The organism is Rhizobium sp. ZPR4 (genome assembly GCF_040215725.1).
In the GTDB taxonomy this organism is placed as follows: domain Bacteria; phylum Pseudomonadota; class Alphaproteobacteria; order Rhizobiales; family Rhizobiaceae; genus Rhizobium; species Rhizobium rhizogenes_D.
Map to the genome: position 1 here is coordinate 3,419,216 of NZ_CP157967.1, position 21,908 is coordinate 3,441,123.

Here is a 21,908-nt window from a genome sequence, read left to right on the forward strand (position 1 = left end):
ACCCCTTTGTCGCGCGCCGCTACCTTCTCGTTTGGGATTTGCGTTTATCCAAGAGGGCGTGGTTTACGATCGGACGGCGTCAGAATACGACGAATAAAGATATTGGAAATTGGAATTTCGCCGGTGACTCCCTCGATCGCTGTGACGGCGCCTGCGATGCTGCTGTTGAAGCCCACAACTAAATGCATCGGACTGCAAAGCGTCGGGGACAAGCCATGGGTGGATGCCGAAAGACTCCGGCGAACGGACATTTCGCAAACACATCGGCGCCTGGAGTCTCTGAGGAGAAATTGTCCGCAAGCTATTTGGTTTTTATCGGCGGCATTTAATGAGGCTAACCACCACCTTAATGCTCAGAAGTCAGACTTGACTTCTCATTCGCAACATAAGAACATAAAGGGAACACACGAATTTTACCGTGACCTGCGCAGAGCAGATTATTGAGCAGGCGCCCTCGAAATCCGAATTCGATCGAAGGGCTGAAAGATCTCGCCTGCTACCCTATCCGCTTGGCATAGAATCAATATCGGGCTGGCGTTGTAGTCGGATCGTACCTACAACTGGAATCATCAGAAAGGGTCCCGCTCTCCATGAAGTTCAGCCTCGATCATCTGCCGGAACGCAAACGCTTGGAATTGTCGCGAATTGTCGAGATTGTGCATGAGGAATTCGAGGATGCACTGAAGGAAGGCACGGCCGATTTCAAGAAGAAGGGTCGCATCCTCAAGATCATTCTTTTCGGCTCCTATGCTCGTGGCAATTGGGTCGATGAAGAGCATACCGGTAAAGGTTATAAGTCTGACTACGATCTGCTGGTGATCGTCAACAATCGCAAGCTGACTGACTTCGGTTCATACTGGCGCAAGGCGGCCGACCGTTTTCCCCGTATCGTCAAGCCGCCAGTCAGCCTCAACGTGCATTCGCTCCGCGAGGTCAATACAGCACTGAAGCTCGGCAATTACTTCTTCAGCGAGATCCGTCGCGACGGCATCGTTCTTTACGAACTCGACGACGAGGAACTTGCCGAGCCAAAGCCGCTAGCGCCAGCCGACGAATACCAAATAGCCAAAAAACATTTTGATAATCGATATCCATCGGCGATAGGTTTTCACGATACCTCCAACTATGCCCGAGGTATGGGCCGAAATAATGAGGCCGCCTTCCTTCTTCACCAGGCTATCGAACACACTTATTCAACGGTGCTGCTGACATTGACAAACTATAGCCCGGCCTCGCACAATCTCAACCATTTAAGGACACTTGCCGAAGGCCGCGATCAGCGGCTTGCAGAGATCTGGCCACAAGATCGGCAACGCTATACTGCCTGGTTCAACATCATCAACCAGGCCTATGTGAAAGCCCGCTATTCCGAGCATTTCAAGATCACCGAAGAAGCGCTGGTCTGGCTTGGCGAACGTACGGACGCGCTGCAGCAACTGGTAAAAGCGATTTGTGAGGAGCACATCGAAAAGCTGCGGAAAAAGCTCTGAGCGCTATGCGCAATCGGCGGCTGAGCTTCCTAACCGCGGGCGCCATGTCGCCCTTTTTCTCCGGGCAGTCGGCACTTGCCGGATCACCATCACACAAGCTCAGCCATACTCGGAAACTCCCGCTATCTTCAATCTGGTCGCTTCGCGTCGGCTGATACCCGCGCGGTGGGGCGTTACCGAAAATTATGAAAATATATCGGTTTTGCCCCACCCGTTATGACCACGGGAAACCCAGACTAATGCGGTTTGCCATCCGAGTTGATAGAGTCCGCGCCACTCCAAAAGCCCGTGGCCGGCATTTCACCGCTACGCAGCAAGCAAAAGACCTCGAACCAGAAACGGGCGTCGGTAGCGCGTCCATCCACCTTTGCGCCTAAGGCGCACCAAGCCACTGCGAGCGTGGCATCGGGACCATAGGCTGCCTTTGCGACCCGGGCCGCCACTGTCATATCCCTGCCAGACCAAATAGAGACGTCCTCATCCGAGCAGGACGTCTGACTATATTTTGATGTATCCGCGAAAATCATAGGAAGCTCTCCCGTGAATGTCCGACACGGGTGGAAAGTTTGGCCGGACTTTATTCTCACAAGTGAGTCACGACCGCGAATGCCGCATGTGTCGTGTGATCCCTGGCCCACTTCCTATTTGATCTCAACATCCGTCAGCCTTTAATTCTGGCCGAACCGCTTAAACTCCTCGCAAAAGTCCTCAATTTTGATGCAACAAAATTGTGATAGAATACATACCACTTTCCCTCTTTACGTGCAATATAAATGTATGACAGATAAATGATAGCGATTTTCAGTAGCGGAATGCAGAATCGCAATTGATCCCGGATATTTTTGTTACATCAAAAAATCCGAGGAGCGCAGAGTCTCGAACTCGCTCATCGTCCGCGCGCTACCGCCCACTGATCGAAAGGTTATCATCGATGAAGCCACTGGTCCTAATTTGCTCAACGGATTACGAATTCTACCTTCTGCTCGCCCAGATCCTCAATATGGGAGGGCTTGAATCTTCACTGGTGGAGGGAGCGGAGGAAACTCTAGCTAGCGTCAAATCCGATGAGTTGATGGCCGTAATAATAGACTATCATAGCGACACCTTCCGTATCGGCGATCTTGTGAGCCAAATCAGAGAAACGCTGGCCGACAAAGCGCTCCCGATCGCGGTCTTCGTGGGAGCAGGCAATCAGCAACTTTATCTCGAAGTGCTCAAGACCGGAGGGTGCGAAATTTTCATGCGCCCGTTCAACCCAGAGCGTTTTCTATCTTATTTGTCAGACTTATCGCCAGACGGCAACGCTAGATTTAGCGCGGAAAGAGCCTCCGGCAATTCGCTTGTTTATGCGGAAATCACGATGCAACTCGACAGCAGGCGCGTCGAGTGCAACGGCATGGACGTCCAACTCAGTCCTATCGAATTTCGCCTCCTTCAACATTTTCTACAAAAGCCAGGCTACGTCTTCACCCGAGACGCGCTCATCGAGGCTGCATGGCCGCAAGGTACCTTTGTGGAGCCCCGCACCGTCGACGTTCATGTCGGGCGCCTTCGGCGGAACATGCGACGCGTGTTAGGTCGCGATATTATTCGCACGGTGCGGGCCACCGGTTATGCGCTCGATGAGCGTCAGAATGCAGAGCGGGCTTCGTAAGCACTAAGATCACGGAGAAACTCCGTTGAGCATCAATGTGACATTCCGCCTGCTGTGTTTATCAAGCCTTTCGCTTTCGAAATATCGGCGTCACAGAACCTTCAGGCAATATTACCGAAACGATCGTTGTTCGCGGACCCATTCCACGGCAATAAAATAGCATCGCGTCACCAATGAGATGCGATGCGCTGCAGCAGATGTCCGTCTTCTGCTGTGTCGCTGTTCCGCTACCAACAGTTTGGATATTCCCATGAGCGATGATCATCCTTCGCCCACCGCTAAAGCTGTGTCGCGACCCTACCGCAATACACTCAGCGTTATCGTTTCCTCCGATCAAAATCTTGCTGCGGCTGAGCAGGAGGGAGTCATGGCGCTTTACGCGGACCCGGATGAGGATCGCTCCGTCCTGTTGCCCACGGTACGCCACAAGAGAAAAGTGATTGACTTCGTTCGCTGCTCTTATCTCGGCCTCGACAATCATCCGCTTATCCTCGAAGGCGCAATAGAGGCGGTGCAGCGATACAAGGCGCTCCATTGGTCCTGCGCTAGAACGAGGCTTAATTTCAGCCTATTAGGCGAACTGGAAGAAGCGCTCTCCGATTTGTTTGCGGCACGGGTCATAACCTACACGACGGTTCTCGCTGCCAATATGGGCGCCCTACCACTCCTCGCCTCCGGATACCTCACTGAGAACAAAAGACCGACGGTCGTTTTCGACCGATTAGCGCATGCGACGCTGGCATTTCACAAATCGGTCGTCGCCAATGAAACACCGGTCGAAACGATTGCTCATAATGATCTGAACGCACTCGAGGATATTTGCCGACGCAACGATCGTGTGGCCTATGTTTGCGATGGGGTCTATTCCATGGGCGGGAGCGCACCAATCGCAGACCTCCTGGCGCTCCAGGATCGATACGGCCTATTTCTTTATATCGACGATGCCCATGGGATTTCGTTGTTTGGGAAGTCTGGGGAGGGATTTGTACGATCCCAGGTTGGCGCTGCGCTTAGCGAGCGTACAATTGTTGCCGCATCGCTCGGCAAAGGCTTTGGAGCATCGGGCGGCTTGCTGATGCTCGGCACTCCTCGACAGGAAGAATTGTTCCGGCGCTTCTCGATCGCCTACGCCTTTTCCGCGTCGCTTAATTTAGCGGCAATCGGCGCTGCCATGGCGTCTCAGGCGCTGCACCGCACTGATGAGCTCAAGTTGCGTCAGGATGCGCTTGGGGAACGGTTAGCTGTTTTCGACAGGATGGTTGCCAGCGAGCAAGCCGGCTCAAAGCTACCAATCCGCACCATAGAGTTCAGCGACGAAAGACAATCCATTCGTGCCGCGGCCCGCATTCTCAACAAAGGTTTCTACACCTCGGCGATCTTTTTTCCCACGGTCGCAAAGGGCAAGGCCGGCTTGCGGGTCTGCCCTACCGCCAGGCACGGCATTCCGGAGATTAAAGGGCTGGGACGTGCGATCAACGAGGTACGCGCCGAACGAGGAACAGATCCATGATCGACTCACCCCGGCATCATTCTGAATGAGGTCCGAGAATTTAGCCCCAACGCCAAGTTAAAGGCAGATGGGATCGAAATGCTGAAATATATCGCCGAAACCTACGTCGCCTTACCCGATTCCGATATGTGTCTTGAGCAGATTTGCCAACAAGCTACCGAGCTGTGCCCTTCGATAATCACTAACGGGCGGGAAAAAAGGTTCAAATGCGAGGAAGGACACGCAATTATCAGCACTACGGATATTATTGGAGAGGGGACCTGCACGCAGATGCAGATTCGATATGGCAGCCAATCTGCGGTCACCGCAGGAGCCTGCAGGTTTCTGAACTTTGGCGACGGCTGCGCCATTATACGGCCAACCAACGATGGTTTATTTGTTCGTATTTCTGCCCGGGACCTCGTCGTTTTCTACGGAATTCGAACGCTTCTAGAGGGTAGTCTTTTGAAACTCGCGGCCATCTCCAATGACGCAATCGAGTGGTTCTCCGCTGGACGTGAACCGCCTCGCTTGCCTTCACATAGAAGGGAGCACTAGGGCCGGAGATATCGCCTGGGAATTGGCAATCGGATTAGAGTCATTACAGCCCTTGGTGCTGCCCGCGACCTCGCTGTCCTCCGCCGCATGGGTGCGAACCAGCGGTATCAACTCCGTCACACCGCCATCGCAGTGTTGCGCGCGTAGCGGGCTGCGCGGCCATCGACCAGAAGATTTGAACCACGCAGACACCCGAGCCGGTCCTGCCCAGTGAGCAAACTGTCGGCAGATTGGAAGGACAGTGTTCAAAATGCCTTTTCACGAACCGGAAACACTACCGCCCCAGAAGGTTGATTAATGGCGCTGAGGGATAGAATACATCCGAGCCTGCTTCTCGTCCTGGTGCCGATCGCAGTGACAACGCTGACACTCTGTATCACTGGATGGCGGTGGCAGGATTTGGCGATCGGCATGCCAGCGCGAATCGCCTATTGGTTCTTGCGAGCGTGTCCGCTTCCCAATCTCCTTCTCGGACCTATCGCCTCACTTCTGACGGTTTCGGCATTGCCGATGCATCGCCGCTGGCCGATCGCTTTTGCGAGCCTTCTTTGCTTTTCATGCGTGGCAGGCTTTTACGCCCTGCAGGAATATGCCCGTCTGGTTCCATGGGTGGAGAATGGCGTCGTGATATGGAGCGAGGCGCTCACTTATCTCGACGCCTTCGCGGTTGCCGGGACCATTCTCGGATTTGGTATTGTGGCAATCTCCGCGCGGATCTCAATCGTTGTTTCCGATCCGATCAAGCGCGCCAAGCGCGGCATTTTCGGCGATGCTGATTGGCTGCGCATGCCGGAAGTGGCTAAGCTCTTCCCCTCGGACGGAGAGATCGTTATCGGCGAGCGTTACCGCGTCGACCGTGATCGCGTGCATAAGTTGCCTTTTGATCCGAACGATCACGAGACTTGGGGGCAGGGTGGCAAGGCGCCACTCATGACCTTCAATCAGAATTTCGATTCCACCCATATGTTGTTCTTCGCAGGCTCCGGCGGCTTCAAGACAACCAGCAATGTCATTCCAACAGCGCTGCGCTACAAGGGGCCGCTGATCTGTCTCGATCCATCAACTGAGGTCGCGCCGATGGTTCTCGAACATCGCACCCATGCGCTCGGCCGCGAAGTCATGGTACTCGACCCGACCAATCCAGTCATGGGCTTCAACGTTCTTGATGGGATCGAGAGATCGATGCGTAAGGAAGAGGACATCGTTGGGATCGCCCATATGCTTTTATCGGAAAGTCTTCGCTTCGACACCTCGACTGGCTCCTATTTCCAGAACCAGGCGCACAATCTGTTAACTGGGCTTTTGGCGCATGTGATGCTATCGCCCGATTACGCTGGCCGCCGCAACCTGCGTAGCCTGCGCCTGATAGTTTCCGAGCCGGAACCGTCGGTACTTGCCATGCTGCGCGACATCCAGGAAAATTCCGCGTCCGCCTTTATCCGTGAAACGCTCGGTGTCTTCACCAACATGACGGAGCAGACCTTCTCCGGGGTATATTCGACCGCATCCAAGGATACGCAATGGCTGTCGCTCGAGAATTATGCCGCACTGGTCTGCGGTAATGTGTTCAAATCGAGCGACGTCGCCTCCGGGCGGAAGGACGTCTTCCTCAACATCCCTGCGTCAATCCTGCGTTCCTATCCGGGCATTGGCCGGGTCATCAGCGGCTCACTGATCAATGCCATGATCCGGGCCGACGGCGACTTCCGCCGACGCGCGCTCTTCATGCTCGACGAAGTCGACCTGCTAGGTTACATGCGCATTCTTGAAGAAGCGCGCGACCGCGGACGTAAGTATGGCATTACACTGATGTTGATGTACCAATCCGTTGGCCAGCTCGAGCGTCATTTCGGAAAGGACGGAGCGACTTCGTGGATTGAGGGCAGCGCCTTAACGTCCTACGCCGCGATCAAGGCGCTCGATACGGCGCGCAATGTCTCCGCCCAATGCGGAGACATGACCGTCGAAGTGCAGGGGCGTACGCGCGATATCGGCTGGAGCAAATCGAACAGCAGCGGTCGCAAATCCGAAAGCATCAGTTTCCAGCGCCGGCCGCTGATCATGCCGCACGAAATCACCCAGTCGATGCGCAAGGATGAGCAGATCATCATTGTCCAGGGTCGCAGTCCCATTCGCTGCGGAAGAGCGATCTATTTCCGACGCAAGGAGATGGATAAGGCGGCGAAGATCAATCGCTTTTTTAAGCTCTAGGCTTAGAAGTCGACCGCGATGCCAATAGCAAATTCCGGCAGCCAGCGGTCATATGACCTGCCACTGAACTTTCATCCAGCGGCGATTAGAGCCTCGGCAGGTTTTGAACCGCCCCAGGTTTCTGGACCAGCGGAGGCTGGAGTTTTCCGGCTTCTTCAGGGAGGCGGGCTGATTGCCTGGGCGACGGACTCAGCTTCAGTGAGCGTCTGGCGTTGGCTGGGGCTTTCAGATCGATGCCGCACGTCAGCTATCCATCATTGCACGTTTTGTAAGTTTTTCAGCTAAGAGCCCGATCAGCAAGGAGACCCCCGCAATGGCAAGGGGATACCCTCTGTCAAGCAGTCGGTCACTGTAATTCTCGAAATACGCCACTCTCATCCACTCCACGCATTGTGCCAAGGGATTATAGGAAAGGGGTACGGCAAGTTGGTCTGGAAGGTTCGGCGTCACGAATAGACAACCAGAAGCTAAATACAACAATATGGTGATCAGGGCATAAGCAGTCACAAAAAGCGGAAAAATCGAGGACACCACACTGACAATTGATCCAACGCCAACGGCCAGAAAGATCGTAGTTAAATATGCAAAAACTGCCTGAGCAGGATCATTGGGATATGGGCTCGCACCGATTGCCAGGAAAATGATCCAGATCATGAATAGGGTGATGAATCCAGCAATTACCTCAAGGAGCGCCCTCGCGAACATGATGTCAGTCACCCGTACCGCCGGGAATGACAGCATGTTTTGGTTGAGTACAATTGAGAGGCCCATAAACCTGGAGATGTACATAAAGCTCAGAGTCGGGACGACCCCGGCGCCGAAAAAGACCAGCGGGCTATCCCCATAGGGGGCCGATCTACCAACAGCTGTATTTATGACGAGCAAAATAAAGCAATGCACGAGTGGCCAAAGTGACTGGATGAAGAAGCCGAGGCCGTGATTAAAATATCGAGAGCGAACGTCTCTTAATATGACCGCGTTGATAACATTGGCGCGCTCGCGGAGCGTATTAGCGATCGTACGATGACGCGTTACCACTGTTTTTCTCATGCAATCGCTCTAAAATAGTTGCGGAACTTCAATCCATATAGGTGAAAGAGAGACGCGATGACCAAAAGCATCAGTGTATCGACATTCGGTCGCGCGCGCTCGACTGTCAAAATCCGAGCCCAGAAGGTAGAAAGGGTGAGCGACACATTCCCGCAAATCGCTAGGCCCACATCGGATGGGGTAATCTTCCTTCATTAATACCGTACAGCAAATAATGTGTAATCGGTGGGATATCGGCCCCAGCTACGTCGGGATATTTTTCAAGATACCATTTCTCGGAAAAAAGCGCATCTATGAAGCTAGAAAGTTCGTGGTGAACGCCCAGCAATTGCGCGCTATCACGCAGGGCGCTGATTTTGGTTAGAAGTGCGTGCTGGTGCATCCTTATGACGTTTATTTTAGCGCTCAATTCTGAGATCCAATTATCTCTTTGCAAAATCGAGAACAGGTATTCCTCAGTTTCGACAGTTTGCATTGCGACGTCCTGAAAGTCCTTGTGCGCAAAAAGGTTATGTTTTTGTAAGGCTGCTCTGAGCCGCAGCACTTCTTCGTGAAGCGCTGTGGCTCCCTCGAGTTTTAGCTTAACAGGTAGAGTCTGCACACCAAATTTCTCGGGTACGTATTTGGGGAGTGTGCCGCAGGCGCGTTCCTGGAACTGTCGCTCAATATCTTTAAATCTCACGACGTCGGCGCGAGCCAGCCAAAGTCCCAGACGATAGGCAACGTCAAGAACTAGCTGGTCAACGGTTAGCGACACCGTTGACGCGGGCTCCTCGCAAACTTCCAACGATAAAAATGATATCGACAAGCCGCGAAATAGTAGATAACCAGCCTCAATCGGGACCGGAACGGACCATTCTTGATCAATAAATTCGAAATTCCCATCTCTGCCGATGAAATTACGGGGAATCGCATCGATAAATATCCCGTCAAGTAACGAGTGGGCCGATAATTCGTGTCGGCGCAGACGATATCCCGCTCGATCGAGTAAATTGCTCCACCAAGTGTCTGCCCATGCCACAATGTCGTTGAGTTCCCATCCTTTGCGGGAAACCACTGAGGAGAGCCTATCCTGCCACAGTCGACCGTGCACGTAAGGCTCATCTCGCATTGTCAATACCACGTCCGGCGAGTCGCTCATCGTTGGTCTGGGATTAATCAGTTCCCTGACTGCGATGAGTCGACCATCGATCGGTTTAAATTTCACAACTTTAGAAAGATTCCTGCCGCGATCCGTTCCGAAATGATAGGCGACTACATCACTTGGATGAAACTCCGTGTTGGACGACACAACAAGGAATGAGTTAGCCAGATCGGGAAGAAGTCCGTTCCGGCAGACAGCTTTCCAGCTTTCCTGCAGGGCAAAAAACGATGTTGCAGGTTTTTGCCGATCTTCCAAAACGGACTTTGCACAAAGACTTGCGGCATCAAATTCGAGGTGATCGCTAAGTGCCTCCTCGGATATGACAGAAACTGGAGACTTGTAGTCGGGAAAAGGAAACCACCACCGATGCTTGGAGAAACCCGCGGCCTCAATTTGATTTAGTAATTCCTTTCGACCAAACGTTACCACCCCGTCAGAAGCATATCGATCCTCAATCCCAAAGAAGGCTTCACCCACATGATCTTCTTTGTATCCTGCGAAATATTTGAGTCCAAGTTGATTTTCGATAGCGATAACGAGGCGTCCGGAAGGCTTAAGAAGTGCACGCGCCCACCGCAAGGCCGCTTGAACTGGATCATCTTCTTGATCAGTTCTGAAATACTGCCGAGAATATTCCAGCACCCCGACAAATAGGATGGTGTCGAAGCGCCATTCAGCGGGAATATCCGCAAAATTGGCCGCCAGAACCTGCACACCCGGTAGATCAGAGCAACGTTCCGCCGCAATTGCAGCGCGTCGTGCACTTCCCTCCACGGCGATGACTTTCTTGCCCGACTCTCCAAGAAATCGGGTTATTGCACCGCAACCCGCGCCGACTTCGAGTATATCTTGACCCAACAGGTCGACGATGGGCCGCAAGAGATTAGCGCGAAGGGAGCTTAGGTGATAGAAACTGGCCCAATCGCTGATTCCGTTTGCGATTTCCCTGGAAAAAACGGAGCGATCTTGACAGGCGGAGACATGCTCGTAGATCCGGGTTTCGACTTCGTCACCATCGTTATAGCCAAAACCCTTGTTGCTTTTTGTGTCGATCCAAAACTTCGACCCGTCTAATTTTTTGTAGTTGGTTTTGGCAAGTTCAATCACTATGCTGGCCTTCTAATCATAATTCTTATCATATACGGATTTGCTTCGTTGAGCGCTACAACGAACGCAGCTAAGGATGTATCAAATCCCAGGACAAATGAGATCATCGATTTTGGCGGCGTGAAGATTTGTCTAGAAATTTCATCCAATGGTGATGCTTGCGCTTGTAAAACTCAGACATGTCTGCAATTGCAGATTACGTGTGAGCTTCGGAATGACACAATCATAGTAGTTTGAGCAGAACGATGTTAAAAGCGAATTTCCCGGCAACCGCCGCTTTGGATGATCTTCATGGCGTTCATCATATTTTCCACCTGCTGCTAGGTCGAGAACCCCAAAGTGTTCATGAAGTAAGATTTTATGCGCAGAAAGGCTTGCCGCAAGCAATTGGCGAGCTGGTGACGGGAAGAGAATTCGCAAAGGAAATTGAAGCTCCACTAAGGCTTGTCGGTTATGCTTCGGCTGGTCGCTTTCAGGGGCATCCCACCTGGCGGTTGATTCGCTGGCTTCAGTCTAGCTTTCCGCTCAGCGTAAATACTCGCGCGGCGGTCGAAATGGCAGAAGATTGGCGAGCATTAATTTCCGCGCTTTGGACGGATACCGGTTTTATTGCCGCATTGAAACAATCGGGAGTGCCTGCCGAGACGCTGCAGGAGCTTGGTGGCTTGATCGCACTAAATCGTGATTCGAGCCTTTGTCTAACGGGAAATGGACATGCTCAGGTTATCGATGGCGTCGCCACATGCCTCGATATCGGAGCGCTGGAGATCATGCAGGAGGTTTCCTCGCCCGTTAACGTATTGGCGAGTGCAACTCGGTTGATTGGCTTAGAAAAAGTCCGAGATGAATATGTATCCGTTCAGGCTGACCCGCAAATAATGATTAAGTTGAAGCTTAAGAGTGGTAGCTACAAGCTGTCGCTGAAAGGTCTTTTTCGTCATGAGAATGGTGTGCCTGTAGGCGCTGATAAGGCGCAGCTGTTTTTTGATTTCGGTAATGGATATTCGGAGGAATATTCTTTCATTTTTCCGATAAGGGGTGGGCGGTTGGATGTGAGCAGCATAGTAAAGTTTGATCAACCCCCTCGATCAATGCGTTTTGATCCGACTGATATCAAATGTAACTTCAGCATTAGCAGCTTCTCACTGAGCGCTATGTCGCCACTTGAGCATCGGTAAGTAGAGAAATGAAGGTTATTTTTATAAATTACGGAATTTTCAATAGTAATAGCGGCGGGCATGTAGCGTATTTCGCAAATTCCATTTCCCGGTATGTAGAAGAAGTTATGGTGATAGGGCAAGGAGATGAGGCAGCACTTGCAGAGTACGGCCATAGACGGTTCCGTGTCGCGCAGTTTCCCGACCCTGCAGATTCAATTCCTGCAGAAATTTTGGAGTTTGCTGCCTCGGGTGAAACGATTATTCATGCTTGGACGCCAAGGGGTAATGTAATTCAACTTGTTGACCGCTTGGCGAGGGAGAGTGGTGCCCCCTATGTCGTGCACTTAGAGGACAACGAGGAGCTTTTGCTGGCTGCCAATTTGGGCATGAGCGTAGATACGCTAAACAACATGGATTCGCGAAGTCTTGATAAGATTGTGCCCTTGCATCTCTCCCATCCACGCAAAGCGGCTGCCTTCTTAAGTCAGGCCGTAGGCGTCACAATGATCGTTTCTGCCCTAGATAAATTTCGTCCCAATGCGGTTCCCGGCCATGTACTAGAGCCAGGCGTGGATGACGAGACCTTTGCGCCTAATCTCTCCTCAGCGAGGCGTGAAACGTTACGTGAGGAGCTTTACATTGATAAGGACGCAATCGCTATTGCTTATCACGGAAATATACACTCGGCTAATGTGGCTGAGGTATTTTCCCTGTATTCGGCGGTGCTAATTCTGAGGCGAAGAGGCCACAACGTAGTGCTTATCCGCGCTGGTCGTGATTTTGTCGACAACGTTGATCCTAGCTTTGCCTATCTCAAGGGCGAATGGGTTATTAATCTCGGCTTCCTTGATCGCGCTAGATTGATCGAAGTCCTTAAATTGGCAGATATTTTTGTCCAACCTGGAGCGCCCGGCGAGTTTAATGATTATCGACTTCCATCAAAGATTCCAGAGTTTCTTTCCTTAGGAAAACCGGTCCTACTTCCGAAAACCAACATCGGCCACCGTTTGATAGACGGTCAAAATGCTTTGTTACTTGGCCGCGGCGATGGAATGGATATTGCCAATCGAATCGAAGAGCTTATTCGTGCTCCCGAGCGTGGGGAGGCTATCGGAAAAGGTGGGCGAGATTTCGCGCGCAAGGAACTCAATTGGGATGTCAATGCGCGAGCTCTCCAAGAGTTTTATCAATTCGTTCTCTTGCGTTCTAATGAATTGGCATTGAAAGGATGAAATCGTGTCGCACGCGATCATAAATGATGACGAACTGTCCGTACTATGGACGTTGGCAGAGAAGTCTGTTCCGTACGGTCTTTCTTACGGCACGGTTAGGGACTATTGCGAGGGTTACGATACCATTCGAAACTTAGCAACCTATAGTAATGATCTAAAGGATCAGCAGCGATTTTGGATGCTGAAGACCATCATTGCTACTCAACCGAGGGGCGCCACGTTAGTAGAAATCGGAGCAGGGGAGCCGGCGGTTGCCGATATCCTTGGCCGGTTGGGATATAGGGTTATTGTGGTTGATCCATATGCTGGCGCCGGAAATGGGCCCCAAGAAATCGAACACTTTAAAAATCTCTACAAGAACGTCGAATATATTGTAGATTTATTTTCCGCGGAAGTCTCCGGGATAGAACCTTCGTCGATAGATTGTATTTACTCGATAAGCGTCATTGAACACATTCCGCGCGAGGTTATAGCAAGCGTCGTTGATGGCATTAAATTGTTTGCCAAATCCGGAAGCCTTTCTGTTCACGCGATCGATTTCGTGTTGGCGGGACCTCATGATGTTTTTCACGCGGAGATGCTCTCGTATTTTGCTCAGCTTTTAGGCTTTGGTACTGAAAGCGTGGATGAAATGCTTAAGGCTGCGGCGCAAGATTCGGAAACGTATTTCCTTTCAGCAGAAGCTCACAACCGCTGGCGAGGTGCCGTATCGTACGATGAGTTTCCAATGAGGAAAGTTATTTCGGCGCAGGTCATCGCAGAACGTTAGCGCAGTGGCGATGTAAAGCTAGATCTGATGCGAAGTGGGGAGTAATTGTGAAAGCGTTAACGGAATTATTTTCGCATAGGTTGTTCAAGCGCGGAGGCGCCGCGCCGGAGGAGAATGTTCTTTCACAGATGTCATTGTCGACGGCGACCACATTGGATGCCGCTTTTGCGCTCCGGCTTGAGCGTCTGCAATATCGGCCGAAAATTTCGATCGTGATACCTGCTTATAAAACTCCAAAGAGTCTTTTGAACGCCGTCCTCGGTTCATTAGTGTGGCAGGTGTACCAACCTCACGAAATCATCATTGTCGACGACAGCGGCCCAGACAGCGCACTCTCAGAGAAGATTGACGATGATCTTACTGCCTCTGGGTATATCCAGATTATCTACAGTAAAAGAAATGTTGGAATTTCCGAAGCAACAAAGGTGGGAGTGGCGGCCGCTAAAGGGGATTTTATAGCCTTTATAGACCACGATGACGAGCTAACTCGAGACGCTCTGTTGTGTGTCGCTGAGAAGATCTCAGCTCAGCAAGAAATGGACGTTTGGTACTCAGACCAGGTGACCTTTGACGAGGCGGGTAAGGTACTTCATCATTTCTTGAAGCCGAGCTGGTCTCCTATCTATTTTCTTGGCTGCATGTATGTTGGGCACCTTTTGGTTGTGCGGCGATCCATTTGTCTCGAAGTGCCGTTACTCAAGGCGTACGACGGCGTGCAAGACTATGAGTTTATGCTGCGGGTCTCCGAAAAAACGGATCGAATTGGGCATATTGATAGAGTGTTATATAAATGGCGAGCGGTGCAGGGGTCGTTGGCTTTTGGAGGGGACGAGAAGTCTGGGATCAGCCAATTGCAGGCGAAGGCCGTTAACGAACACATTCAACGTAAGGGATTTAGCTGGCGGGCCGCGCCACATCCATTTCTGCCGCACCGCGCCGTTCTGAAACCGACGAAACACACTGCTGAGCCGCGAATTAGTATTATCATACCTTCCAAAAATCAGGGCGAAGTTGTGGCTCGTTGTCTTGAATCTATATTTGTACTTTCGAATTATAATAACTACGAGGTTATAGTCGTTGACAACAAGACCGTAGATCCCGTGGCTTTGAAGGCCTTCGCCCAGTGGCCGATTAAGCATATCAAATACAGCCAGAAGTTTAATTACTCTGAAGCTAACAATTTAGGTGCTGAGGCGGCTACAGGAGATTTTCTATTATTCTTGAATAATGACACTGAAGTTCTTTCAGCCGATTGGATGCGAGAGCTTGTAATGTTTTTCGAGGACCAGGAAATCGGAGCGGTCGGGCCGACCCTTCTTTACCCTAATAGAACTATACAGCATGCTGGGGTCGTGCTTGGCATGCGTGGGACAGCGGACCATATCATGCGCCATTTTGATGAACACGTAGATGGCTATGGCGGCTCACTTGCGGTTTCAAGAGAAGTTTCTGCGGTAACCGCAGCGTGCATGATGATATCGAACTCTTTGTTCAAAGAGCTGGGCCGCTTTTCTCTGGATTATGCCAAGCATTACCAAGACGTAGACCTGTGCTGCCGCATGCGAGCGGCGGGTAAGCGTATAATTTCTGTGAGCTCTACTAAGCTCCTGCATCATGAAAGCTTATCTCGAAAAGACGATGGCTATGATCTAGGTGATAGAGCGATCTTTATAGATCGTTGGCGCGATCAAATCGAGGGCGGGGACCCATATTATAATCGCGGTTTTCATCTTGACGCTGGCGACTATGTTCCCAGACACGACGTTTCAATGGGCTAACTTTAGAATCGCTGGCTGCAGTAGGCGCCATTATGTTTATTTACTGCGGCAGCCGCGGCAATCTTGTAAGGCCGTCGTCCGACCAGGCTGCTAAGCCATGTTTCCGCGCCTGGCGCTTTTCTCTTGGCTGCCTAACCAGCGCCGGTTGATTTGCGCTGAGAGCTGACCCTGGTCGTCGCCGTGAATGGAGCGGCGAGCTGAAGACGCAGATCGTGGCGGAAAGCTATTTCATCACGTCGATAGCCGTACCAGACCACTGCGTGTCCCGACGAGCGACATAAAACCGTAAACGTGGTGTCCTCGTGCAATGCAGCGCCGATGCCCGGACAAGAAACTAGGAAGCAAGCTGGTGGCCGCTATTGAGCTCGGCCTTCCCCGGCAAATATATGTTCGAGGGTGGAGTCGAATTGCGTAAGCGTCCGGTGAAGCTGCCTTTGAGATTTCCCACGAACACCTGAAGTTACGTCACTAATTCCGTCATTAGAGACGTCATCAGGGATGAACTATGGGCCGCATGGAGATTTTGACAGGCGTCGAGCGTCGGCGCGACTGGTCTGACGACGAGAAACTTTCGATATTGCAAGAAGCGGCAGACCCGGATGCCAGGATCGCCGACATAGCGCGTCGGCACGATATCAAGCCGCAGCAGATTTATACCTGGCGGCGGAAGTTCGCGGCGGAGCAGGCTGAGCCGGTGGTTTCTTTTCTACCGGTCGCACTGATCGCCACGGGAACCAGCGACGAAGCTGAGCAACCAGCTCCGACGGACAAACCTGCAGCAAAGCGTGCGGCACGTCCCATGCGGGTCGAGATCGGCTGCAAGGGCGGCCGTGTGTTGAAAGTGGAGGCCAACATTACGCCTGACGTCTTGAAAGCACTGATCCGCTCGGTTGAAGAAGCATGATCGCGCCAGGCGCAAATGTACGCGTCTATCTCGCCTGCGGTGTGACGGACATGCAAGGGGATCGACGGCCTGATGTCGCTGGTGCAGTCGTCGCTTCGCCAGAAGCCCGCGTCGGGTGCAGTGTTTGCGTTTCGAGGGCGTCGCGGTGATCGCATAAAGCTGCTGTTCTGGGATGGCCAGGGATTTTGCCTCTACTACAACGATCTGCATTCATACTGCATCTCTCTTTCGCATTCAGTTGAAGGTTTTGGGGTGTCTGGCATTTTCCTTATGGGCGGCGACGCGATCGACGAGCTGGTTCCATCGACTGCATTGCTTTTGCGGTAGATCTGCCTCGGGGATCTCATAGAGGTAATAGTGTCCGTTGTAGGAATGGCTGGTGACGAGGCCATGTTCAGCCCATCTGGCGAGGGTATGCTCATGGATATTGAGGCGTGCAGCCGCCTCTTTCTTTGTCAACATCCCACGATCCCGGAGCCGGTCATAGCGTGATCTCAGCTTGTATTCGCGAACGAGGTAGGTGACGCGTTTGGTTGTGAAGCGGGCGTTGCGCTGGTCACGGCGCGTCACCGAGCCCGGACGGTATCCCTGATTGTTGAGCATCTCTGCGATCTCGGAAAAAATATGATCGTCGAGGAGTTTATCGATCAGCACGATGATGTCGGGGTTCGTCTTGACCTGCTGGCTGGGAGATTTGGGGCTCATGGTGACGAGCGTCTGGGTTTTGCCGCCCTTGAAGCGAATATGAGCCTTGGTTGTGCCTCTCTTCGGTAGTTTGAGGAGGGTGACGTCCTCAATGATGTGGGCAAGCAGGCGCTTTCGTTCGCGGTTCGGGGTCTCTGGATTGGTCCAGAGCTTTTTGAAGTCCGCCGTCATTGCGACCAACCGCTCGTGGACGGCCTTATCGAGGATGAACTGATCGTGCTCCCGGGCGCGCTCGCGCTCTTCGCGGGCATTAGCCAAGATGCGGAGCTTCTCGTTCCATTCGCCTTCGAGCGTGTCGGCGACGAGGCGGTTATTGGGATCGACGAGCATGAAACGGCGCTGGGCGAGATCGGCTTCCGTTTGGGCACGCTCGATCGCGCGACAGCGCAGCCGATCCGCCTCTTCATGCCGCGCTTGGATCTCTTTGCGGACTTCGATCGCCAGTTCGACGGCCGCCGGCGTCATCTGCTCTGCGATCAGCATACCGATGGCTTCATCGACGGGAGGTGCGGCGATCGCCTGGCACAAGGGTTCGCCGCGATTGGTACGGGCGCGATCACAAACGTACCAGGCTTCCTGCCGGCCACGCCGAGCAGCATAGCGCATGTGGAAATGCCTGCCGCATTGCCCACACACGGCGCGCCCCTGCAGCAGCGCCGGGCCTTCGCGCGGAGGTGATGCGACCGCCGCGTTCCATTTATGGCAGATGTTCGACTTTAGAATCCTCAGGTTCTCCTGATGCTGCTCCCAGCTGATGTAACCGGGATGGGCATCTGGAATGCATGCTGTCCAATCGTCACTACCTTGTTTGCGCACGAGCTTTTTGCCATCGATGGTTCGTCTATAGCGACGGCGTCCATAGGCATAGGCTCCGGCGTAACGTGGATTGTGCAGCACGCGCATCGCCGTCGAAGGCGTCAGTGGCCGGAAAACCGTCTGGCTGTCGTGCAAGCGGGATGGAAAGAGAATGCCTTCCTGACGAAAGGCCTTGACGGTCTGGGAGGCGGATCCGACGCGAGAGAATGTCTCGAAGAAATGGGCGATCGTCTCTCTGACTTGCAGGTCTGGATCAAGCGTCACATTGCCGGACGGATCATAGACGAGCCCGGTCGGCAGCGGACAACGGAACTCGCCACGCCGGGCCTTGTTGAGGATGCCGCCGCGCAGCCGTGCCTTGATCACATGCAGTTCGGCCTCACTCATTGTTCCCTTGAGGCCGAGCAGGAGCCGGTCGTTGAAACTTGCCGGATCGTAGACACCGTCCTCGTCGAGGATCAGGGTGTCGGCAAGTGCGCAGATCTCGAGCAGCCGCTGCCAGTCGGCATTGTTGCGCGCCAGACGGGAGACCTCCAGGCCCATGACGATCCCGGCATGCCCCATGCCGACATCGCTGACCAGCCGCTGAAACCCCTCACGCCAGACCGCCGATGCGCCGGATTCGCCCTGATCGTTATCGATGACGATAATCTGCTCCTCGCGCCAACCCAGGGCGATAGCGCGCCCGCGAAGCGCATATTGGCGCATGGCGCTCTCGGTATTGTCGATGACTTGCCGCATCGAAGATTGGCGGATGTAGAGGTAGGCGCTGCGTTCACGGTGATGAGACTGGACTTTGAGATGTACATTCATGGTGCTCTCCGTTGGTGGATGCTCATGGCGATGGTCGCCAGGACATGAACGACGGCGCTGAGTTCGCCGTGCGCCGGTCGGGTGGCCGATGACAGGTAAAACTGGTCTTGATCAGGACTTGCTGCTGCAGGCAGTGCGCGGGCCCATCCCCACATGCCGCGACGCAGAAAGAGCATGAGGCCGCTACGAGCCTTGAGCGGCAGAACTTCGCCGAGAGCTGCGCGGCGCAGCACTTCGTACTGGTCTGTGATGGCCGGCGATGAACATGCCGATGCCGTGGTAACGTCTAGCGGATCGTTTTTTTTAACAGCCGCTCGATCGTTCTGGGATGAAGCGCCACATCGAGTTCGATGCGGACCAGCTTGGCGAGTTCGCGCGCACGAACGGGTTCGCCCGCAACCAGCCGCGCCTGCAAAAATGCCAGCACTTCGTCGTCGACCTTGTGGGGTCCGCGGGGACCCGGCTTTGCCGGCACCAGTCCGGCAATCCCCCTCGTGTCGAAGTTTGCCTTGGCCTGGTAGTAGGTCGGTCTGGAAACGCCATACTCGTCGGAAGCGTCCGTTACGGAGACGTTGTCGACAGAGACTCGCCGCAACATCTCGTATTTGACCTGGACGGCGTCGTGCGGATCGAAGAACTCGCTGCCGCGGAACTTTGGGTCGCGCACCTTCTCGGAATTTGGATTGAAGGTGCCTTCGTCGATGAGGGCATCCATCTTTGATCGCTTGCCGCCGTACTTCGCAGGCATTGCGGGCTCCGAGTATGAGATCGGGTCTTAATGTAATGATAATTATACCGCATATCTCATTTACATCAAGGACACTTCCTGAGCTAAATAAAGCAATATGCCGCAAAAATTGAGGTATACCGTTCATTGCGAGTCCTCTTGCGGCATAATCTCGTTTACATCAGCGGCATAATTATCCTTACACTCCGCTCTCGATCGCGCTGCCAACCTGTCACAAAGGTGCTCCACCATGCTGGCTAGTTCCATCAAGTTCGAAACGAGCAAGAGCGCCCGCCCGTTGCTCGCGACAACTTCTGGATCAATGCTCGCAAGATCAGTCCATTGAGGGGGAAGCGGCCATATGGCGCCATCGTCGGTCTGCAACAGCAAACGTTCGCCCTGCAAGTTACTTCGCTTACCAACGCAGGGCAGCTGCCGTCCGAAAAGGGGATGAAACTGATGTGTAACCAGCACTAGCTGCTGATCTGCGCGGGTCGAGGCTGCATTCTCAGGTAAGGTACAAGGTCCTGGAGAAGGGCCGCTTTCCCTGGCCGTCCGCAACCGACGGCACGGCCCGGCTGACGGCAGCGCAGTTGTCGATGCTATGGGAAGGTATTGACTGGCGGCGACCCGCCTGGACCTCTGCGCCGACACGGGTTGCGTAAGGCAGATGCCAATCTTTACAGATAGATAAGTGGCAATCTGACACAAAATCGGTTACTGTTTTGGCATGGAGGCGAGCCATTCGGACCTGCCTGACGATGTCGATGCGTTGCGAGCCATCATCGCTGCGCAGGCCGATCAACTGACGGAACAGGCCCGGAAGCTTCAATCCCGCGACACCCTGATCGACAAATTGAAGGCGCAGCTTGCGGCTCTCAAACGGGCTCGGTTTGGCTCTTCCTCCGAGAAGATTGACCGCGCCATTGAACAGCTCGAACTGGCGCTGGAAGATATCGAGGCGGCCGAGGCGGAAGCCGTCATCTCGGCATCACCATCAATTGCCGGTGCGGCCAAAGCCAAACCGAGCCGCCAGCCATTGCCCGATCATCTGCCACGCCATGACGTGACGCATCAGGCAACTTGTGCATGCCCGGTCTGTGGCGGTTCCGACTTCATCCGTGCAGGCGAGAGCGTCAGCGAGGTTCTCGACTATGTCCCGGCCTCGTTCCGTATCGTGCGCCATATCCAGCCCCCCTTCACCTGCAAGGGCTGCGATACGCAGGTTAAGGCCGAGATGCCGTCGCTGCCCATCGAACGCGGCAAGCCGGGACCGGGTCTGGTCGCCCACGTGCTGATCGCCAAATATTGCGATCACCTGCCTCTCTATCGCCAATCCGAGATTTGCGCGCGGGAAGGCGTCGATCTTTCCCGCTCGACCATGGCCGACTGGATCGGCTAGGCCAGCACATTGCTGGAGCCGCTGCTGGTGAAGCTTCGGGACCATGTGTTCGCTGGCCATCGACTTCATGGTGACGACACGCCCGTTCCGGTTCTGGAGCCAGGCAAGGGTAAGACCAGGACCGGGCGGTTGTGGACTTATGTTCGCGACGGCCGTCCCTGGGGTGACACGATCCCACCTGCAGTCTGCTACTTCTTCAGTCCGGATCGTAGGGGACTGCATCCCAAGCAGCATCTGGCCACCTTCTCCGGCGTGCTGCATGCCGACGGCTATGCAGGCTTCCGTGACCTCTACGAACCACACAAGCCAGGTGGCCCACAGACCATCTTGGAGGCCTCCTGCTGGGCGCATGCAAGACGCAAGTTCTTCGATCTGACAACTTCAGGAAAAGCACCGATTGCGGAAGAAGCGCTGCGTCGGATTGGCGAACTCTACGACATCGAAAAGGCCATTCGTGGTGAGCCGCCAGATGTGCGGAAAGCTGTGCGGCAACATAGCAGCACTCCCAAGGTCGAAGCCTTGTGGCTATGGCTGGATGACAATCTCAAACGCCTGCCGCAAAAATCCGGGACAGCGGAAGCGATCCGATACGCGCTTTCCCGCCGGAAATCGCTTTGCCGCTTCCTTGAAGACGGCCATCGAGATCGACAACAACGCGGCTGAACGGGCAATCCGGCCGATTGCGCTCGGCCGCAAGAACTGGCTGTTTGCGGGATCAGACAAGGGCGGCGAACGCGCCACTGCAATCCTGTCGTTGATCGAGACCGCAAAGCTCAACGGCCTCGATCCGGAAGCCTACCTGCGGGAGGTACTCACCCGCATCGCCGATCATCCCATCAACCGGATCGACGAACTCCTGCCGTGGAACCTGCAAGTTCCGTCAGAAATGGCCTGACCGG

General features: G+C 53.7%; 17 protein-coding genes and 1 pseudogene. 13 read left to right on the forward strand and 5 right to left on the reverse strand.

Annotated features, from left to right (window positions below; genetic code table 11):
• Positions 1–590 precede the first annotated feature (590 nt).
• The 5 genes from ABOK31_RS16450 (at position 591) to traG (ending at position 7,402) form a co-directional block, all read left to right on the forward strand.
• Positions 591–1,490 carry a nucleotidyltransferase and HEPN domain-containing protein gene (locus ABOK31_RS16450; protein WP_349956718.1) on the forward strand — a complete coding sequence of 300 codons (900 nt, stop codon included), beginning with the start codon at positions 591–593 and terminating at the stop codon, positions 1,488–1,490.
• 931 nt (positions 1,491–2,421) lie between these two features.
• Positions 2,422–3,144, forward strand: a complete 723-nt coding sequence (locus ABOK31_RS16455) for a response regulator transcription factor (protein ID WP_349956719.1) — start codon at positions 2,422–2,424, stop codon at positions 3,142–3,144.
• A 250-nt stretch (positions 3,145–3,394) separates the two neighbouring features.
• A complete protein-coding gene (locus ABOK31_RS16460; RefSeq protein ID WP_349956720.1) occupies positions 3,395–4,654 on the forward strand; it encodes an aminotransferase class I/II-fold pyridoxal phosphate-dependent enzyme in 1,260 nt (419 codons plus the stop codon).
• Between the two features lie 78 nt (positions 4,655–4,732).
• Positions 4,733–5,191, forward strand: coding sequence for a hypothetical protein (locus ABOK31_RS16465; RefSeq protein WP_349956721.1), 459 nt, complete (start codon positions 4,733–4,735; stop codon positions 5,189–5,191).
• 297 nt (positions 5,192–5,488) lie between these two features.
• Positions 5,489–7,402, forward strand: a complete 1,914-nt coding sequence (gene traG / locus ABOK31_RS16470; protein ID WP_349956722.1) for a Ti-type conjugative transfer system protein TraG — start codon at positions 5,489–5,491, stop codon at positions 7,400–7,402.
• A 243-nt stretch (positions 7,403–7,645) separates the two neighbouring features.
• Here traG and ABOK31_RS16475 read toward each other — a convergent pair whose 3' ends face one another.
• Together ABOK31_RS16475 and ABOK31_RS16480 are read right to left on the reverse strand one after the other, a co-directional pair.
• Complete coding sequence (locus tag ABOK31_RS16475; protein WP_349956723.1) at positions 7,646–8,452, reverse strand: ABC transporter permease; 807 nt, start codon at positions 8,450–8,452, stop codon at positions 7,646–7,648.
• A gap of 160 nt (positions 8,453–8,612) precedes the next feature.
• Positions 8,613–10,703, reverse strand: coding sequence for a class I SAM-dependent methyltransferase (locus ABOK31_RS16480; RefSeq protein WP_349956724.1), 2,091 nt, complete (start codon positions 10,701–10,703; stop codon positions 8,613–8,615).
• Positions 10,704–10,948: 245 nt separating this feature from the next.
• Here ABOK31_RS16480 and ABOK31_RS16485 point away from each other — a divergent pair, with 245 nt between their 5' ends.
• The 6 genes from ABOK31_RS16485 to tnpB (ABOK31_RS16510) all read left to right on the forward strand — a co-directional run bounded on the left by ABOK31_RS16485 (position 10,949) and on the right by tnpB (ABOK31_RS16510) (position 16,873).
• Positions 10,949–11,881 carry a hypothetical protein gene (locus ABOK31_RS16485; RefSeq protein ID WP_349956725.1) on the forward strand — a complete coding sequence of 311 codons (933 nt, stop codon included), beginning with the start codon at positions 10,949–10,951 and terminating at the stop codon, positions 11,879–11,881.
• 8 nt (positions 11,882–11,889) lie between these two features.
• Positions 11,890–13,095, forward strand: coding sequence for a glycosyltransferase family 4 protein (locus tag ABOK31_RS16490; protein WP_349956726.1), 1,206 nt, complete (start codon positions 11,890–11,892; stop codon positions 13,093–13,095).
• Between the two features lie 4 nt (positions 13,096–13,099).
• Positions 13,100–13,864 carry a hypothetical protein gene (locus ABOK31_RS16495; RefSeq protein ID WP_349956727.1) on the forward strand — a complete coding sequence of 255 codons (765 nt, stop codon included), beginning with the start codon at positions 13,100–13,102 and terminating at the stop codon, positions 13,862–13,864.
• 47 nt (positions 13,865–13,911) lie between these two features.
• The gene (locus tag ABOK31_RS16500) at positions 13,912–15,642 is read left to right on the forward strand and encodes a glycosyltransferase family 2 protein (RefSeq protein WP_349956728.1); all 1,731 of its coding nucleotides are present in this window, start codon (positions 13,912–13,914) and stop codon (positions 15,640–15,642) included.
• 505 nt (positions 15,643–16,147) lie between these two features.
• Positions 16,148–16,546: a transposase gene (locus ABOK31_RS16505; RefSeq protein ID WP_349956729.1), complete on the forward strand. Its 399-nt coding sequence runs from the start codon at positions 16,148–16,150 to the stop codon at positions 16,544–16,546.
• 72 nt (positions 16,547–16,618) lie between these two features.
• Positions 16,619–16,873, forward strand: coding sequence for an IS66 family insertion sequence element accessory protein TnpB (tnpB, locus tag ABOK31_RS16510; RefSeq protein WP_349956731.1), 255 nt, complete (start codon positions 16,619–16,621; stop codon positions 16,871–16,873).
• Here the strand turns inward: tnpB (ABOK31_RS16510) and ABOK31_RS16515 are convergent.
• The 3 genes from ABOK31_RS16515 to ABOK31_RS16525 all read right to left on the reverse strand — a co-directional run bounded on the left by ABOK31_RS16515 (position 16,781) and on the right by ABOK31_RS16525 (position 20,081).
• On the reverse strand, positions 16,781–18,880 hold the full coding sequence (locus ABOK31_RS16515; RefSeq protein WP_349956555.1) for a recombinase family protein: 2,100 nt from the start codon (positions 18,878–18,880) through the stop codon (positions 16,781–16,783). The genes tnpB (ABOK31_RS16510) and ABOK31_RS16515 overlap by 93 nt on opposite strands.
• A 286-nt stretch (positions 18,881–19,166) precedes the next feature.
• Positions 19,167–19,628, reverse strand: coding sequence for a helix-turn-helix domain-containing protein (locus ABOK31_RS16520; RefSeq protein WP_349956554.1), 462 nt, complete (start codon positions 19,626–19,628; stop codon positions 19,167–19,169).
• Between the two features lie 123 nt (positions 19,629–19,751).
• Entirely contained in the window at positions 19,752–20,081 is a 330-nt protein-coding gene (locus ABOK31_RS16525; RefSeq protein ID WP_349956553.1) for a DUF5372 family protein, read from the reverse strand.
• Between the two features lie 53 nt (positions 20,082–20,134).
• On the opposite strand from ABOK31_RS16525, the gene tnpB (ABOK31_RS16530) reads away from it, so the two are divergent.
• Complete coding sequence (tnpB, locus tag ABOK31_RS16530) at positions 20,135–20,272, forward strand: IS66 family insertion sequence element accessory protein TnpB (RefSeq protein ID WP_349958994.1); 138 nt, start codon at positions 20,135–20,137, stop codon at positions 20,270–20,272.
• Between the two features lie 65 nt (positions 20,273–20,337).
• A pseudogene (locus ABOK31_RS16535) lies at positions 20,338–21,904 on the forward strand (IS66 family transposase).
• The last annotated feature ends 4 nt before the right edge of the window (positions 21,905–21,908 follow it).

Coding starts and splice junctions, on each gene's coding strand:
- ABOK31_RS16450 (WP_349956718.1), top strand. CDS start 591: ATGAAGTTCAGCCTCGATCATCTGCCGGAACGCAAACGCTTGGAATTG.
- ABOK31_RS16455 (WP_349956719.1), top strand. CDS start 2,422: ATGAAGCCACTGGTCCTAATTTGCTCAACGGATTACGAATTCTACCTT.
- ABOK31_RS16460 (WP_349956720.1), top strand. CDS start 3,395: ATGAGCGATGATCATCCTTCGCCCACCGCTAAAGCTGTGTCGCGACCC.
- ABOK31_RS16465 (WP_349956721.1), top strand. CDS start 4,733: ATGCTGAAATATATCGCCGAAACCTACGTCGCCTTACCCGATTCCGAT.
- traG (WP_349956722.1), top strand. CDS start 5,489: ATGGCGCTGAGGGATAGAATACATCCGAGCCTGCTTCTCGTCCTGGTG.
- ABOK31_RS16475 (WP_349956723.1), bottom strand. CDS start 8,452: ATGAGAAAAACAGTGGTAACGCGTCATCGTACGATCGCTAATACGCTC.
- ABOK31_RS16485 (WP_349956725.1), top strand. CDS start 10,949: ATGTTAAAAGCGAATTTCCCGGCAACCGCCGCTTTGGATGATCTTCAT.
- ABOK31_RS16490 (WP_349956726.1), top strand. CDS start 11,890: ATGAAGGTTATTTTTATAAATTACGGAATTTTCAATAGTAATAGCGGC.
- ABOK31_RS16505 (WP_349956729.1), top strand. CDS start 16,148: ATGGGCCGCATGGAGATTTTGACAGGCGTCGAGCGTCGGCGCGACTGG.
- tnpB (WP_349956731.1), top strand. CDS start 16,619: ATGTCGCTGGTGCAGTCGTCGCTTCGCCAGAAGCCCGCGTCGGGTGCA.
- ABOK31_RS16515 (WP_349956555.1), bottom strand. CDS start 18,880: ATGAATGTACATCTCAAAGTCCAGTCTCATCACCGTGAACGCAGCGCC.
- ABOK31_RS16520 (WP_349956554.1), bottom strand. CDS start 19,628: ATGCCTGCGAAGTACGGCGGCAAGCGATCAAAGATGGATGCCCTCATC.